Source organism: Janthinobacterium leeuwenhoeki (assembly GCF_051380795.1).
In the GTDB taxonomy this organism is placed as follows: domain Bacteria; phylum Pseudomonadota; class Gammaproteobacteria; order Burkholderiales; family Burkholderiaceae_D; genus Janthinobacterium.
This window is the reverse complement of record NZ_JBNYXT010000006.1, coordinates 194985-208609: the sequence shown is the minus strand read 5'-3', so window position 1 is coordinate 208609 and position 13625 is coordinate 194985. Positions and strand designations below refer to the sequence as shown.

Genomic DNA, 13625 nt, shown 5'->3' with positions numbered 1-13625 from the left:
TCCCCTTTTGCAATTTCTCGGACCCATCATGTTGAAACGCCTGCTGACAGCCTTGCTGTGCCTGACCCTCTACGGCCTGACGGCTGCCGCCCCTGCCGGGGAGAAGGCAGCCGCAGCGGAAATGACAGCCGAGCAATTCCTCGCGCAGCTGCACCTGCAGCGCGGCAAGATCACTTTGCCAGGCGGCATCGCCACCCTGGATTTGCCCGCCAATTTCCGTTATTTGTCGCCGGCGGACGCCGAGCGCGTGCTGGTCGATGCCTGGGGCAACCCATCGGGCATGGAGTCGCTGGGCATGATCGTGCCCGCCAAGACCAGCGTGCTCGAGCGCGATAGCTGGGGTGTCATCGTCACGTATGAAAAGGAAGGGCATATCAAAGATGACGATGCGGACAGCATCAAGTACGACGAATTGCTCAAGGAGATGCAGGCGTCCGTGCTGGAAAACAATGCGGAGCGCAAGAAGCAGGGCTATCCCGGCATCCATTTGATGGGCTGGGCGGAAAAACCCAGCTATGCCAAGGATACGCACAAGCTGTACTGGGCCAAGGATCTGATGGTCGATGGCGGCGAGCACTCGCTGAACTACAACGTGCGCGTGCTGGGCCGTGAAGGCGTGCTGAACCTGAACGCGATTGCCAGCATGCAGCAAATCGAGTCGATCAAGAAAGAGATGCAGCAAGTGACGGCGTTCACGGAATTTACCGAGGGTAAGCGCTACACGGATTTCGACAGCAAGACGGACAAGGTAGCCGAATATGGCTTGGCGGCGCTGGTGGCGGGCGGCGTGGCCAGCAAGCTGGGCCTGTTTGGCAAGCTGCTGGCGCTGCTGCTGGCCTTCAAGAAAGTGCTGATTCTGGCCGTGGTGGGCGGCGGCGCGGCCATCGTCAAGTTCTTGGGCGGCAAGCGCAAGGACAAGCAGGCGCCGCAGGCCGAACCTGCGCAACAGCCCGGCCATGCGCCGGATGGCAAGGTGAATCTGGAAAAGTAGAATGAACTGTGCCGCTCGGTGCGCTGGCGCACCGGAGTGGCATGGCGCGCGCTGCCGGAAAACAGCGCCTCGGGTACACTGGCTCATCGTTCACTATCAGGAGTTCGCCATGTCCGTGTCCATGTATCAGGCAACCATCCCCGTCTTCATTCGCGGCTTGCGGGTCGTCTCGGCCCTGCTGGAAAAAGCGCAAGCCCATGTGGAGGAGGATGGCATCGTGCCCGAGATTTTGCTGGGCGCGCAGCTGGCACCGGACATGCTGGACTTGACGGCGCAGGTGCAGCGCGCCAGCGATACGTCGAAGATGTCGGTCGAGCGCCTGAGCGGTGTACCGGCGCCGAAGTTCGAGGATAACGAAGTGTCGTTCGAACAGTTACAAGAGCGCATCGCCAACACCATCGCCTACATCGACAGCGTGAATGCGGGCCAGATGGCGGGCAGCGCGCAGAAGGAAGTGGTGTTGAACTGGACCGACGAGGGAACGACATTCTCGGGCGACAATTACCTGCTCAGCTTTGCCTTGCCGAACTTCTATTTTCACGTCTCCATGGTCCACGCCATCCTGAGAAACAATGGCGTGGCCGTGGGCAAGCTTGACTATCTAGGACCGTACGACTAAGAACGCCTATCAAAACCTACTGCGCGTCGTAATTTGCGGCCTGCGATGCTCACTGTACCTTCGTACAGTTGCGCTTCTCGACCGCAACTTCCTTCCGCTCGCTACGGTTTTGTTAGGCGTTGTAAGACTGATTAACGCTGTGGTTGCTGCACTTGATTTTGTAGCGCATTACCCAGCATGCCGCCGCCGATCACGCCGGCCACTGTCGCCAGCGCCTTGCCGCGGCCGCCACCTACCTGGTTGCCGATCAAGCCGCCGATGACGGCGCCCGTGCCGATGCCCACGTAGTTCGGTTGTGCCGGTGCCGGCGCAGGCACTGGCTGCGGCTGGCGTACGGGTTCGCGGTAGGCTGTCTCGCGGTAGCCATCATTGTTGTCATTGTAGGCGGGGCGCGCCTGCGCCACTTGCGTGTGATGCACGACGCGCTTGCGCACGACAGGTGCCGGTGCCGGTGCCGGGGCGGCTTGCGCGACGACAGGCGCGGCAACCGCTGCCGCCAGGGCATTGGTGCCGGCCGGCGTCATGGCGGCCACATCGGCAGGGATGGCAGGCACGTTCGCCCGCGAATTGGGCAGGATGCCGGCGATGGACGCCGCGCCCACCAGGCACAGGACCGTCACGGAAATGGCGGCGCCGGCCATCAAGGGGTGGATGCGGCTGGCGGTAGTCGTCGTGTTCATGTGTTCTCCTGGGGTGGTACTGCGGGTATTGTTGATGTGTCCAGATTAGCGGTCGCACCTGTCCAAGGCTAGCCCTTGCGCTGTATCAAACGTAAGCAGGTGTAAGCCGTGCTTTGCAAAGCACAGTAGAATCGGTGCTTCCCCTTTTCCGGAGTCCCCCATGAGCCAGCTATTCACGCCGTATGCACTGGGGCCGCTGCAGGTGGCCAACCGCATCGCCATCGCGCCCATGTGCCAGTACTCGGCCGACAACGGCAACGCCACCGACTGGCACATGATCCATCTGGGCCACCTGGCCCTGTCCGGCGCGGGCTTGCTGATGACGGAAGCGACGGCCGTCTCGCCCGAGGGACGCATCTCGGCCGAAGACCTGGGCCTGTGGTCGGATGCGAATCAAGCTGCGCTGGCCCACGTGGTGCAGGCTATCCGCCGCCACGCGCCGATTCCGCTGGTGGTGCAGCTGGGCCATGCGGGACGCAAGGCGTCGAGCCGCGCGCCCTGGCAGGGTGGTGCCTGCGTGCGCCTGGCCGACGGCGGCTGGCAAACGGTGGCGCCATCGGCCATCGCCCACGCGCCCGGGGAAACCGTGCCGATCGCCCTCGACGAGATGGGTTTGCTGCAAATCAAGGGCGCTTTTGTCGCGGCCGCCCAGCGCGTGCATGCGCTCGGCATCGAAGGCATCGAATTGCATGCGGCGCACGGTTATTTGTTGCACCAGTTCCTATCGCCCCTGTCGAATCAGCGCACGGATGCGTATGGCGGCAGCCTGGAAAACCGCATGCGCTTTCCGCTGGAAGTCTATGAAGCCGTGCGCGCCGCCGTGCCGGCCACGGTGGCCGTGGGCGTGCGCATCTCCGCCACCGACTGGGTCGAGGGCGGCTGGGAAATCGAGCAAAGTGTGCGTTTCGCGCAGGAACTCCAGCAACTGGGCGCTGACTTTATCCACGTCTCCAGCGGTGGGATTTCGCCGCAGCAGCAAATCCCCGTGGGCCCCGGCTACCAGGTGGCGTTTGCCGAACGCATCAAGCGCGACAGCGGCTTGCCGACCATCAGCGTGGGCTTGATCACGGAGGCGCAGCAGGCCGAAGACATCATTGCCAACGGCCAGTCCGACATGGTGGCGCTGGCGCGCGCCATCCTGTTCGACCCGCGCTGGCCCTGGCATGCGGCGGCCCAGTTGGGCGCGCAAGTGCAGGCGCCGCCGCAGTACTGGCGTTCGCAGCCGCGCGAATTCAAGCACCTGTTCGGCGACACGACCCTGGGCCAGCGCTGACAAGCCCGCTCTGCTACACTGACGCTCCTTCCCCATTTCTCCAGGACGCTTCGACATGCGCCATTGATACTGCCGTGCTGTGCACGGCCTCGCCCATCCCGCTACGACGCCTTGCGCCGCGCGGGTTCGCCAGCCTTGCTCAAGGAGCATCCATGCCTGCATTACTACAACTCGACCGTCTTTCCTATGTGCTGCCCGATGGCCGCGCCCTGTTTTCCGATTTGCAATTTTCTTTTTCCCCGCAACGTATCGGCCTCGTCGGCGATAACGGCGTCGGCAAGAGCGTGCTGGCGCGCCTGCTGGCGGGCCAGGCGCAGCCGTCTTCCGGCGTCGTGCGCTGCGATGGCAGCGTGCATTACGTGGCGCAGGAGCTCGATCCGCAACACTATCCCAGCGTGGCGGCGCTCGCTGGCATGGCAGCTTTGCTGGCCGCGCTGGATCGCATCGGGGAAGGCCGCGTGGACGAGGCTGATTACGCGCTGGTGGGCGAACGCTGGGATGCCCACGTCCGCCTGCGCCAGGCGCTCGATGCGCTCGATTTGCACCATGTGGATGCCGATACGCCAACGGCTAGCCTGAGCGGTGGCGAGCGCCAGCGCATCGCCCTGCAAGGCGCCTGGCTGTCGCAGGCGGACTGGCTGGTGCTCGATGAACCGAGCAACCATCTCGATGCGCAGCAGCGCGCCCGCCTGGTGGCGCAGATGGCGCGCTGGCCGGGCGGCTTGCTGCTGGTCAGCCATGACCGCGGCTTGCTGGAGCACGTCGATGCCATCGCCGAGTTGTCGTCGCAGGGCTTGCGCAGCTATGGCGGCAATTACACTATGTATGCGCAGCAGCGCGCGCTGGAGCAGGCAAGCTACGCCGCTGCCCTGCAGGCGGAAAAGGCTGGCGCCAGACGCGAACAGCGCGAGGCGCAGCAGCAAGCAGAACGCCAGCAGAAAAGGGTGATGCGCGGCGAACGGGACGGACGCGAAGGCAATCAAAGCAAGCTCTTGCTCGATGCGAAAAAGGAGAAAAGCCAGGATAGCCAGGGCAAGCTGCGCCTGCGCGCGCAAGAGGCGCAGCAGGCGCGCCGGCAAAGGGTGATGGACGCCAGCGCCCGCTGTGCACCCGAGGCCGAGCGGCTGCTGCTGGCGCCTGACAGCGCCGTGCCGAACGGCAAGTTGCTGCTGGAATTGCGCGAACTGGTCTTGCCGCATGGCCAGGTGCAAGCGATCAAGCTGGTACTGAACGGACCGCGCCGCCTGGCCGTGACGGGCAATAATGGCAGCGGCAAGTCGACCCTGCTGCGCGTGATCGCCGGACAGCTGGCGCCCGCCAGCGGCGAGGTACTGTGCCATGCGCGGGTGGCGTGGCTGGACCAGCATGCGGGACTGCAAGAAGGCGAATGGAGCGCCGTGCAGCGCTTGCAGGAACGCAACAGCATCCTGCCAGAAGGCGAGCTGCGCACGCGGCTGGCGCTGCTGGGCATTGCCGGCGCGCGCGCCACCATGCCCAGTCGTTTGCTCAGCGGCGGAGAGCGCATGAAGGTGGCGCTGGCGGCCGAACTGTATGCGCAGGCGCCGCCGCAACTGTTGCTGCTCGACGAACCTGACAATCATCTGGACCTGGCCAGCCTGCAGGCGCTGGAGCAGATGTTGCTGCAATATCAGGGGGCGTTACTTGTGGTTTCGCACGACCAGGCATTTTTGGCGGCGATAAACCTTGACCCGCAGGGCTTGACATTGTAAAAGTGACAATTGAATGAAAAAAGTCACGCTCGATGCCTGTAGAGCATGCTTCATGAACCGATGCTGAATTTTGTTTGATTGTCGGTATAATCCACTGAATAACCGGGCCTATTTGTGAACTAAAACTGCTGGTTCACCAATATGATGATGTTTAATCTGGCACTGTCGTCGGTCACTGCCGCGCTGCCAGGGCGTCATCCTGCGTGCCCTGCCGTGCATGAATTTTGGTTTCGCTTATATTGTTTTCTTGGAGAAATAGCATGTCGTTTTACGAAAAACTCAAAGCCCTCAACATCGAACTGCCAGTTGTTGCCGCGCCAGCTGCCGCCTACGTGATGCATGCCCGTACAGGCAACACCGTCTTTCTGTCCGGCCACCTGGCCAAGAAGGATGGCAAGGTCTGGGTCGGTCAACTGGGCAAGGATGTCACCACGGAAGAAGGCAAGATCGCTGCGCGCGGTATCGCCATCGAACTGATCGCCACCCTGCAAGACGCGTGCGGCGGCGACTTGAGCAAGGTCAAACGCATCGTCAAGGTCATGAGCCTGGTCAATTCCACCTCCACATTCACGGAACAGCACCTGGTGACCAATGGTGCCTCGGAACTGTTCGTCGAAGTCTTCGGCGACAGCGGCAAGCATGCCCGCTCCGCCTTCGGCGTGGCGCAAATCCCGCTGGGCGCTTGCGTCGAGATCGAGCTGATCGCCGAACTGGCCTGATCATCTGAGCATGCCGGCGCTTGCCGCCGGCGCGCCTTTTCCTCCTTTCCAGCAAGAGCGGAACCGCCATTGGGGTGGAGGGATCGGTGTATTCAAGAAAAAAACGGAGACACGTAATGAAAACGAGTGAACAAGGCTTGCACCGCGGCCTGGGCGAGCGGCAAATCCGCCTGATGGCGCTGGGCGCCGCGATTGGCGTGGGGCTGTTTTTGGGTTCCGGCAACGCGATCAAGATGGCCGGTCCCGGCATCATGTTGTCGTACATCATCGGTGGCGCAGTCATCTTCATGATCATGCGCGCGCTGGGTGAAATGGCCGTGCACAATCCGGTGGCCGGGTCGTTCAGCCGCTATGCCCAGGATTACCTGGGGCCCCTGCAAGGCTATCTGACAGGCTGGAACTACTGGTTCCTGTGGCTGGTCACGTGCGTAGCGGAAATTACCGCCGTCGCCATCTACATGGGCATCTGGTTCCCCGACACGCCGCGCTGGATCTGGGCCCTGGCGGCTCTGGGGTCCATGGGCGCCATCAATCTGCTAGCCGTGAAAGCCTACGGTGAGTTCGAGTTCTGGTTCGCCCTGATCAAGGTGGTCACCATCATTCTGATGATTATCGGCGGCGCCGGCATGATCATCTTCGGTTTCGGCAACGACGGCGTGGCCATCGGCATCTCGAACCTGTGGACGCATGGTGGTTTCTTCCCGAATGGCGCGCAAGGCGTGCTGATGTCGTTACAGATGGTGATGTTTGCCTACCTGGGCGTGGAAATGATCGGCCTGACGGCTGGCGAAGCGGCGAATCCGAAGAAATCGATTCCCGACGCCATTAATTCCGTGTTCTGGCGCATCCTGATTTTCTATGTCGGCGCGCTGTTCGTCATCCTGTCGATTTATCCATGGAATGAAATCGGCACCACCGGCAGCCCCTTCGTCATGACGTTTGAGCGCCTGGGCATCAAGACGGCCGCCGGCATCATCAACTTCGTTGTGCTGACGGCAGCCTTGTCGTCGTGCAATGGCGGTATCTTCAGTACCGGTCGCATGCTGTACAACCTGGCGCTGCAAGGCCAGGCGCCGAAGGCGTTTGCGGAAACCACGGCTGCCGGCGTGCCGCGCCGCGCCATCCTGGTGTCCGTGTTTGCCCTGCTGCTGGGCGTGCTGCTGAACTATCTGGTGCCGGAAAAAGTGTTTATCTGGGTCACCTCGATTTCCACCTTCGGCGCCGTCTGGACCTGGGGCGTGATCCTGGTCACGCAGATCCAGTTCCGCAAGACCTTGACGCCGCTGGAAATCAAGAACCTGGCTTTCCGCATGCCGTTCGCGCCCTACGGTTCCTGGATTTCGCTGGCTTTCCTGGCACTGGTGATCGGCCTGATGGCGTATTTCCCCGATACGCGCATCGCCCTGATGGTGGGACCAGCCTGGCTGATCCTGCTGACGGTGCTGTACTACGCGCTGGGCCTGGCGCCGAAAGAGCGCCGCGACGATGTGCCGCAAGGCTACGAAGCGGGCTGGCCACCAGCCGATGTTCCGCCCGGCAAGAAGTAAAGTAGCCGAACTGAACTAACTCCACAGCGCGCCCCTGCTCTTGCAGCGGCGCGCTTTTTCTTTCATGTTGGCAATCCCGCGCCTCGCTAGCGCCTATGCGCATTGCGCGGCGCACGCCTGGCGTTGTTTCCTTACATCAAAGTTCTATTTAGCTGAGCCGATGAAAGCCCTATAATCGTTTAGTTTTAAAAATGGGCGCGATCTTTCCGGTTTTTTACCAGGTAGGGCCGGAGCGCTATTTGTTTTTACCCGTCATGCGAAAATACGTGTGCCTCATAAAGGAAGTCGAGTGAGCCAAACCCTGGTCCAGAAACTTTGCCGCACCAAGCCGATCGATACTATGGTCGACTATGCTGAAGGCCTCAGCAGTAGTGGCTTGAGCCGCTCCATCGGCCTTTTTTCCCTCACCATGATAGGCGTCGGCGCCACCATCGGCACGGGTATTTTCTTTACCATGGTCGAAGCCGTGCCCAAGGCGGGCCCATCGGTCGTCCTGTCGTTCCTGATCGCCGCCATCACGGCCGGCCTGACGGCCTTGTGCTATGCGGAATTGTCGTTCCGCATTCCCGCCTCCGGCTCCTCGTATTCGTTTGCTTACGCCACCGTAGGTGAGTTCCTTGCCTTCATCATGGCTGCCTGCTTGCTGCTCGAATACGGCTTGGCTGGCAGCGCCGTGGCCATCGGCTGGTCGTCCTACCTGAACAACTTCCTGGAAAATGCCTTCGGCTGGCATATTCCGGAGATGCTGCGCACGCCGATGATCGTTTCCGGCCCGCATGGTATGGAGTTTCATGCCGGCCACATCAACCTGCCGCCGATCTTTTTGATCTGTATGTGCGGCTTCTTGCTGCTGCGCGGCGCCAAGGAATCGGCTCTGATGAACGCCATCATGGTCATCATCAAGCTGGCGATCCTCGTGTTTTTCATCGTCATCGCGTTTTCCGGTTTTAACGCCGACAATTTCTTCCCCTTCTTCAATAGCGATAACAGCAAGGGCTTTGCCGGCATGACGGGTGTCACGGCGGCCGCCGGTACCGTCTTCTTCTCCTTCATCGGCCTCGATACGGTGGCCACCGCGGGCGACGAAGTAAAAAACCCCACGCGCAATGTGCCGCGCGGCATACTCGGCGCCCTGCTCATCGTCACCGTGTTTTATTTGCTGGTGGCCGTGGCGGCCCTGGGCGCGCAGCAGGCGAAATTGTTCGAAGGCCAGGAAGCGGGCCTGGCGGTGATCCTGCAAAACGTCACGGGCAAGACCTGGCCCGCGCTGGTGCTGTCGGCCGGTGCCGTCATTTCCGTCTTCAGCGTGACCCTGGTGACGATCTACGGCCAGACGCGCATCCTGTTTGCCGTCAGCCGTGACGGCCTGATCCCGAAGTCGTTCCAGAAGATCCACCCGCGCACCCTGGTGCCGGTCAGCAATACCATCATCGTCTGCCTGGTGGTGGCCCTGGTGGCTGGCTCCGTCGATGCCACTTACCTGTGGGACATGGTCAGCATCGGCACCCTGACAGCCTTCATGGTGGTCTCGATCGCCGTGCCGGTGCTGCGCCACAAGCAGGGCGCCAATCGCATCGAAGGCTTCAGCGTGCCGTTCGGGCCGTACGTGATTCCAGGCCTGAGCATACTGGCTTGCCTGTACATCATGCGCGATTTGCCGCATACGACGTTTGTCGTGTTCAGCGTGTGGATGGCGGTAACGGTAGCCATTTATTTCCTGTACAGCATGCGGCATTCGCACCTGGGCAAGAAGACCCGCTAATGCAGTCTGTTCCATTCCAAACCGCCGCGCTTGCCGGCGGTTTTTTTTATTTCTAACCGGAATTTACATGATGAAAATAACTGATCTGGCCGCTTGCGGCTTGCTGGCAAGCAGCCTTCTTGGGAGCGTGGCGCAGGCCGCCCCTGCAACCGGGCCGGCATTGCGTGATTACCGCGCCGTGGCCCTGTCGGCCAATGGCCAGCGCATCGCCGCCATCGAATCGAGCAAGGCGGGCGAACAGCCGCAGCGCCCGCATGCAGTCATCGTCGTGCGCGACGCCGCCAACGGCGCCATCGTGCAGCAATTCGATCCATGCACCGTGTGTTCGTACGATAAGCCCAGCTGGTCGCCCGATGGCAGGCAGCTGGCCTTCATCGGCTACGACGCCAAGGCGGGCACGGCGCAGCTGTACCTGGCCACGATGACACAGGTGCAAGCGCGCGTGTTGACCAGTATCAAAGGCGTGGCCAGCACGGCGCGCTGGTCGCCGGACGGCAAGCAGCTGGCCCTGCTCGCCACGGTGGGGGCGCGCAAGCTGGCCGGCGCCGTGGAGGCGGGTGCGCGCCAGGTGGGCGAAGTGGGCAGCGAAGACGATGCCCAGCGCATCGCCGTCGTGTCTGCCAGCGGCGGCGATGCGCGTTTGCTGTCACCAAGCGACACCTATGTGTACGAATACAGCTGGACGCCTGATGGCCGCGGCTTTGTTGCCACCAGCGCGCAAGGCAATGGCGACAGTAACTGGTGGGTCGCCAAGCTCAGTCATATCGATGCGGCCACGGGCGCCCTGCGCGTGATCGCGTCACCGGCCATGCAGCTGAACTTGCCTTCCGTCTCGCCGGATGGCAAGACGGTGGTCTTCATCGGCGGCCTGATGAGCGATTTCGGCTCCATCGGCGGCGATATTTATACCGTATCGCTGGCCGGCGGCACGCCGCGCAATCTCACGCCCGACTATCGCGGCACCTTCAATGGTGTCGTCTGGCGCGGCACCGGCTTGCTGGCAACGGCCCTGATCGATTCGCAGCTGGCGCTGGTGCCTGTCGATGCGCAAACGGGCCCACGCCAAGCTGTGCTGCTCGGTGAGCTCAGCAGCAGCGGCAGCGATGGCCGTTTGTCGTTCAGCGCCGATGGCCGGCAGGCGGCCGCCGCACAGGAAGACTTTACGCACGCCAGCTACCTGGTGGCGGGACCGGTGGGCCAGCTGAAAAAGATCACGCGCGACAATGACGGCTTTGCGCCGCAGCTGACGGTGCAGAACGTGGGCTGGAACAACGAGCAATACAAGGTGCAAGGCTGGCTGCTGGGACCGCTGAAGACGGATGCAGGTAAGCGCTATCCGATGATCGTCAACGTGCATGGCGGCCCAGGCGCAGCCGCCTCGCCCCGTTACGTGGCAGCGGGTACCGTGATCGAGGAATTGACGCAAAAGGGCTATTTCGTCTTCCTGCCGAATCCGCGCGGCAGCTTCGGCCAAGGCCAGGCATTTACGCGTGCCAACATGGCTGACTTCGGTGGCGGCGACTGGCGCGATATCCTGGCCGGCATCGATGCGGTGGAAAAAGTGGCGCCCGTCGACGGCCAGCGCCTGGGCCTGATCGGCCATTCGTACGGTGGCTTCATGACCATGTGGGGCGTCACGCACAGCGACCGCTTCAAGGCGGCCGTGGCGGGTGCGGGCGTGTCGAACTGGATCAGTTACTACGGCCAGAACGGCATCAACCAGTGGATGATCCCCTTCTTTGGCGCCTCCGCGTATGACAAGCCCGAGGTCTACCGCCGTGCCTCGCCCATCGAATCGATCAAGGCGGCCAAGACGCCGACCCTGATCTATGTGGGCGAACGCGACGTGGAAACGCCTGCCGCCCAGTCGCTGGAATTCTGGCACGGCTTGCGCGCCATGGGCGTGCCGTCCAGCCTGTTCATCTACGACGGCGAAGGCCATTCTTTCCGCAAGCCCGAGCACCAGCGCGACTTGCAGAAACGCACCATCGGCTGGTTTGAGCAGTATCTGAAGTAGTGATTGGTAGCCTGCCGCAGGCAGGCCAGCCTGCATAAAGCGGCTGAAAAACAGGTCAGTTGCGCGGTGAGACGATGTGCACGATCGCCGCACTATGTATCACGATCTTGTCCGCATCTGCCTGCAACAGTCGGATGCGTCTTTTGACCAGCGGCCAGCCTGACCAGGCCACGTCGCTGACGGGCGGCGCGGGCGGGGTAGCCAGCGGCGCGCTGATGGCGGCCTGGTTGTCGAGCTGCTCCAGCGCGCGCGACAGGGTCAAACACACTTGCGTATGGCTATGGCTGAGCAAGGCGTTGACGGGCGCGACAGGCAGCTGGCTGGCGTGGCGCCCCAGGATAGAGCGCAGGGCCGCCACATGGGCCACCAGCAAGTAATTTTGCACGATGAACAGGTTGATGTCTTCCACGGCCCGCTGCTTGCTGGCCGGTTCATCGAGCATGCGCACCAGTGCCGAGCTGAGCGCGGCCAGGCTGTCCATCAGGCGCTTGCGCTCGATGCGGTAGGCGAAGTCATCGAAACATTTTCCTTGCAGCAGCGCAAAGCTGGCCTGCATATAGCTGAGGTTCACATTCAGCACCTGGCGCACCAGGCGTGGCAGGCTCTGGTATTCCCAGTTGGCCAGCACAAAGCTGAACACGGTGGCCACCGCCGCGCCGATGAGGGTATCGATCAGGCGTTCGCTGACCAGGTTGGGGTTGCTGGGCGCCACCAGGTGCATTTGCAGCAAGATCATCAGGCTGACGGCGATGGCCGTGTAGCGGTAGCGCAAATAGATGAAGGTGGGCGTGGCGACGATGGAGAGGAAGAGTATGGCCATCAGCACGATATTGCTGTGTACGAAGCGGATCACGATGGCCGTGACCAGGCAGCCGATGATGGTGCCGATGATGCGGTCGGCGCGGCGCTGGCGCGTCATGCTGAAGGTGGGGCGCAGGATGATGACGATGGTGAGCACAATCCAGTAGCTGTGCGCCGCATACGGCAGCCAGTGGCCAATCAGCAATCCCACCGAGATGGCCATCGACACGCGCAGGGCGAAGCGGAACACGGGCGAATCGAGGCGCAGATTCGACAGCAGGGTCTTCAGTTCATATTTCTGCTGCGACAAGAAGGGCGCCATGTCCGCACCGCTCCAGAACGGTACGTCGGCATAGATTTTTTGCGTGGCCAGGTGCAGCTCGGCTATCATTTTTAAAATGGCGCGGATCTTGTTGCGCTGTGCGCGCAAGGTGGCCAGCGCTTCTTGCGCCTTGTCTCCCTCCGCATGCAGGCAGGCAATCTCCGCTTCGATATCGGCCCATTCCTTGTCATAGTTGATCTGCGCATACGAGGCGCGCTTGCGCGTGACGGCGTAGGCCACGGCTTCGATATCGCGCGCCGCCTTGTAAGCGAGGTCGTGCAAGGATTTCAAGACGTCGGAGTCGGCAAGGTGCTGGCGCAGCAGCGCGTAGTCCGTGTGCGTGGAGAGGATCAGTTCATATAAATCCAGCATGCACACGTGCACTTGCACGACGATGGCGTCCTTGCTGTTCTTGTGGCTGCGCAAAATCAGGTCGCGCGACGCCTGCTGGCGGTCCGCCAGGATGCTTTGATGGCGCACCAGCTTGTTGAATTGCTCCGTCAAATTGAAGCGCGTGTCGTAGAAATCGGCCTTGATGTCGATGTAGGCGGCCAGTTCGAACAGGGCTTCGGCCAGCACTTGCTGTTTGATGCGGTGGCGCAAGACCCAGGCGATGGCCATGGCGTAGGTCAGATAGATCAAGCCACCCAGCATGAACAGGCCTGCGTGGTGGAACGATTGCTGCCACGTCATCTGGTGCTCCATCGACATGGTCATGATGAACAGGGCGGCCAGTTGCAAGGGCATGGATTTCTTGCCGTACACCACCATCATGCTGGCGAGGAAACTCACCAGCACAAGTACCGTCATCAGGAGCCACTGCACGGGCCCGCACAGGCTGATGAGTAAGGTGACGGCGCTGCACAGCAGCACGGAAGCCAGCATTTCGTTGAATTTGTGGCGCAGCGGGCTGGGCATGTCCATCAGGGTCGTGCACAGGGCGCCGATGCACACCGTCATGGCGGTGGCGCTGTCGCTGATTTCCTGGACCAGCAAGGCCAGGCCGACCAGGCCGATGGCCACGCGCAAGCCCAGGTAAAAATAATGGCTGTAAATGAAGGTGCGCAGGTTTAGTGCGTAGTGCATGGGATTACCTTGTGGGCAGGGCACAGAAAGAGGCGCCGCACCGGGGTCTCCGCTGCGGCGCCAGGATGTTGCAGTTGC

The 13625-nt window shown here is 61.9% G+C and carries 10 protein-coding genes; 8 read left to right on the top strand and 2 right to left on the bottom strand.

The features are described from left to right. The first annotated feature begins 28 nt into the window (after positions 1–28). Both ACQ4WS_RS08115 and ACQ4WS_RS08110 read left to right on the top strand, forming a co-directional pair. Entirely contained in the window at positions 29–991 is a 963-nt protein-coding gene (locus ACQ4WS_RS08115; RefSeq protein ID WP_436475219.1) for a DUF2167 domain-containing protein, read from the top strand. 109 nt (positions 992–1100) lie between these two features. Then, a complete protein-coding gene (locus tag ACQ4WS_RS08110; protein WP_353659675.1) occupies positions 1101–1610 on the top strand; it encodes a DUF1993 domain-containing protein in 510 nt (169 codons plus the stop codon). 131 nt (positions 1611–1741) lie between these two features. Here ACQ4WS_RS08110 and ACQ4WS_RS08105 read toward each other — a convergent pair whose 3' ends face one another. Further along, the gene (locus ACQ4WS_RS08105) at positions 1742–2290 is read right to left on the bottom strand and encodes a glycine zipper 2TM domain-containing protein (RefSeq protein ID WP_436475217.1); all 549 of its coding nucleotides are present in this window, start codon (positions 2288–2290) and stop codon (positions 1742–1744) included. 160 nt (positions 2291–2450) lie between these two features. Between ACQ4WS_RS08105 and ACQ4WS_RS08100 the strand changes: the two genes are divergently transcribed. The 6 genes from ACQ4WS_RS08100 to ACQ4WS_RS08075 all read left to right on the top strand — a co-directional run bounded on the left by ACQ4WS_RS08100 (position 2451) and on the right by ACQ4WS_RS08075 (position 11338). Next, positions 2451–3563, top strand: a complete 1113-nt coding sequence (locus ACQ4WS_RS08100; protein ID WP_436475215.1) for an NADH:flavin oxidoreductase/NADH oxidase — start codon at positions 2451–2453, stop codon at positions 3561–3563. Between the two features lie 152 nt (positions 3564–3715). After that, entirely contained in the window at positions 3716–5293 is a 1578-nt protein-coding gene (locus tag ACQ4WS_RS08095) for an ATP-binding cassette domain-containing protein (protein ID WP_436475213.1), read from the top strand. A gap of 260 nt (positions 5294–5553) precedes the next feature. Next, positions 5554–6012, top strand: a complete 459-nt coding sequence (locus ACQ4WS_RS08090) for a RidA family protein (RefSeq protein WP_305054222.1) — start codon at positions 5554–5556, stop codon at positions 6010–6012. Between the two features lie 116 nt (positions 6013–6128). Then, complete coding sequence (locus ACQ4WS_RS08085; RefSeq protein ID WP_436475211.1) at positions 6129–7559, top strand: amino acid permease; 1431 nt, start codon at positions 6129–6131, stop codon at positions 7557–7559. 289 nt (positions 7560–7848) lie between these two features. Further along, positions 7849–9321: an amino acid permease gene (locus tag ACQ4WS_RS08080; protein WP_436475209.1), complete on the top strand. Its 1473-nt coding sequence runs from the start codon at positions 7849–7851 to the stop codon at positions 9319–9321. A 67-nt stretch (positions 9322–9388) separates the two neighbouring features. Continuing rightward, on the top strand, positions 9389–11338 hold the full coding sequence (locus tag ACQ4WS_RS08075; protein ID WP_436475207.1) for a S9 family peptidase: 1950 nt from the start codon (positions 9389–9391) through the stop codon (positions 11336–11338). 55 nt (positions 11339–11393) lie between these two features. Here ACQ4WS_RS08075 and ACQ4WS_RS08070 read toward each other — a convergent pair whose 3' ends face one another. After that, positions 11394–13547 (bottom strand): FUSC family protein, encoded by a 2154-nt coding sequence (locus tag ACQ4WS_RS08070; protein ID WP_436475205.1) that lies wholly within the window; start codon positions 13545–13547, stop codon positions 11394–11396. Positions 13548–13625: the final 78 nt, after the last annotated feature.

What these genes read in the sequence shown, in the direction of transcription:
- ACQ4WS_RS08085 (WP_436475211.1), top strand. Translation starts at nt 6,129, where the DNA reads ATGAAAACGAGTGAACAAGGCTTGCACCGCGGCCTGGGCGAGCGGCAA.
- ACQ4WS_RS08090 (WP_305054222.1), top strand. Translation starts at nt 5,554, where the DNA reads ATGTCGTTTTACGAAAAACTCAAAGCCCTCAACATCGAACTGCCAGTT.
- ACQ4WS_RS08110 (WP_353659675.1), top strand. Translation starts at nt 1,101, where the DNA reads ATGTCCGTGTCCATGTATCAGGCAACCATCCCCGTCTTCATTCGCGGC.
- ACQ4WS_RS08070 (WP_436475205.1), bottom strand. Translation starts at nt 13,547, where the DNA reads ATGCACTACGCACTAAACCTGCGCACCTTCATTTACAGCCATTATTTT.
- ACQ4WS_RS08100 (WP_436475215.1), top strand. Translation starts at nt 2,451, where the DNA reads ATGAGCCAGCTATTCACGCCGTATGCACTGGGGCCGCTGCAGGTGGCC.
- ACQ4WS_RS08105 (WP_436475217.1), bottom strand. Translation starts at nt 2,290, where the DNA reads ATGAACACGACGACTACCGCCAGCCGCATCCACCCCTTGATGGCCGGC.
- ACQ4WS_RS08115 (WP_436475219.1), top strand. Translation starts at nt 29, where the DNA reads ATGTTGAAACGCCTGCTGACAGCCTTGCTGTGCCTGACCCTCTACGGC.
- ACQ4WS_RS08075 (WP_436475207.1), top strand. Translation starts at nt 9,389, where the DNA reads ATGATGAAAATAACTGATCTGGCCGCTTGCGGCTTGCTGGCAAGCAGC.
- ACQ4WS_RS08095 (WP_436475213.1), top strand. Translation starts at nt 3,716, where the DNA reads ATGCCTGCATTACTACAACTCGACCGTCTTTCCTATGTGCTGCCCGAT.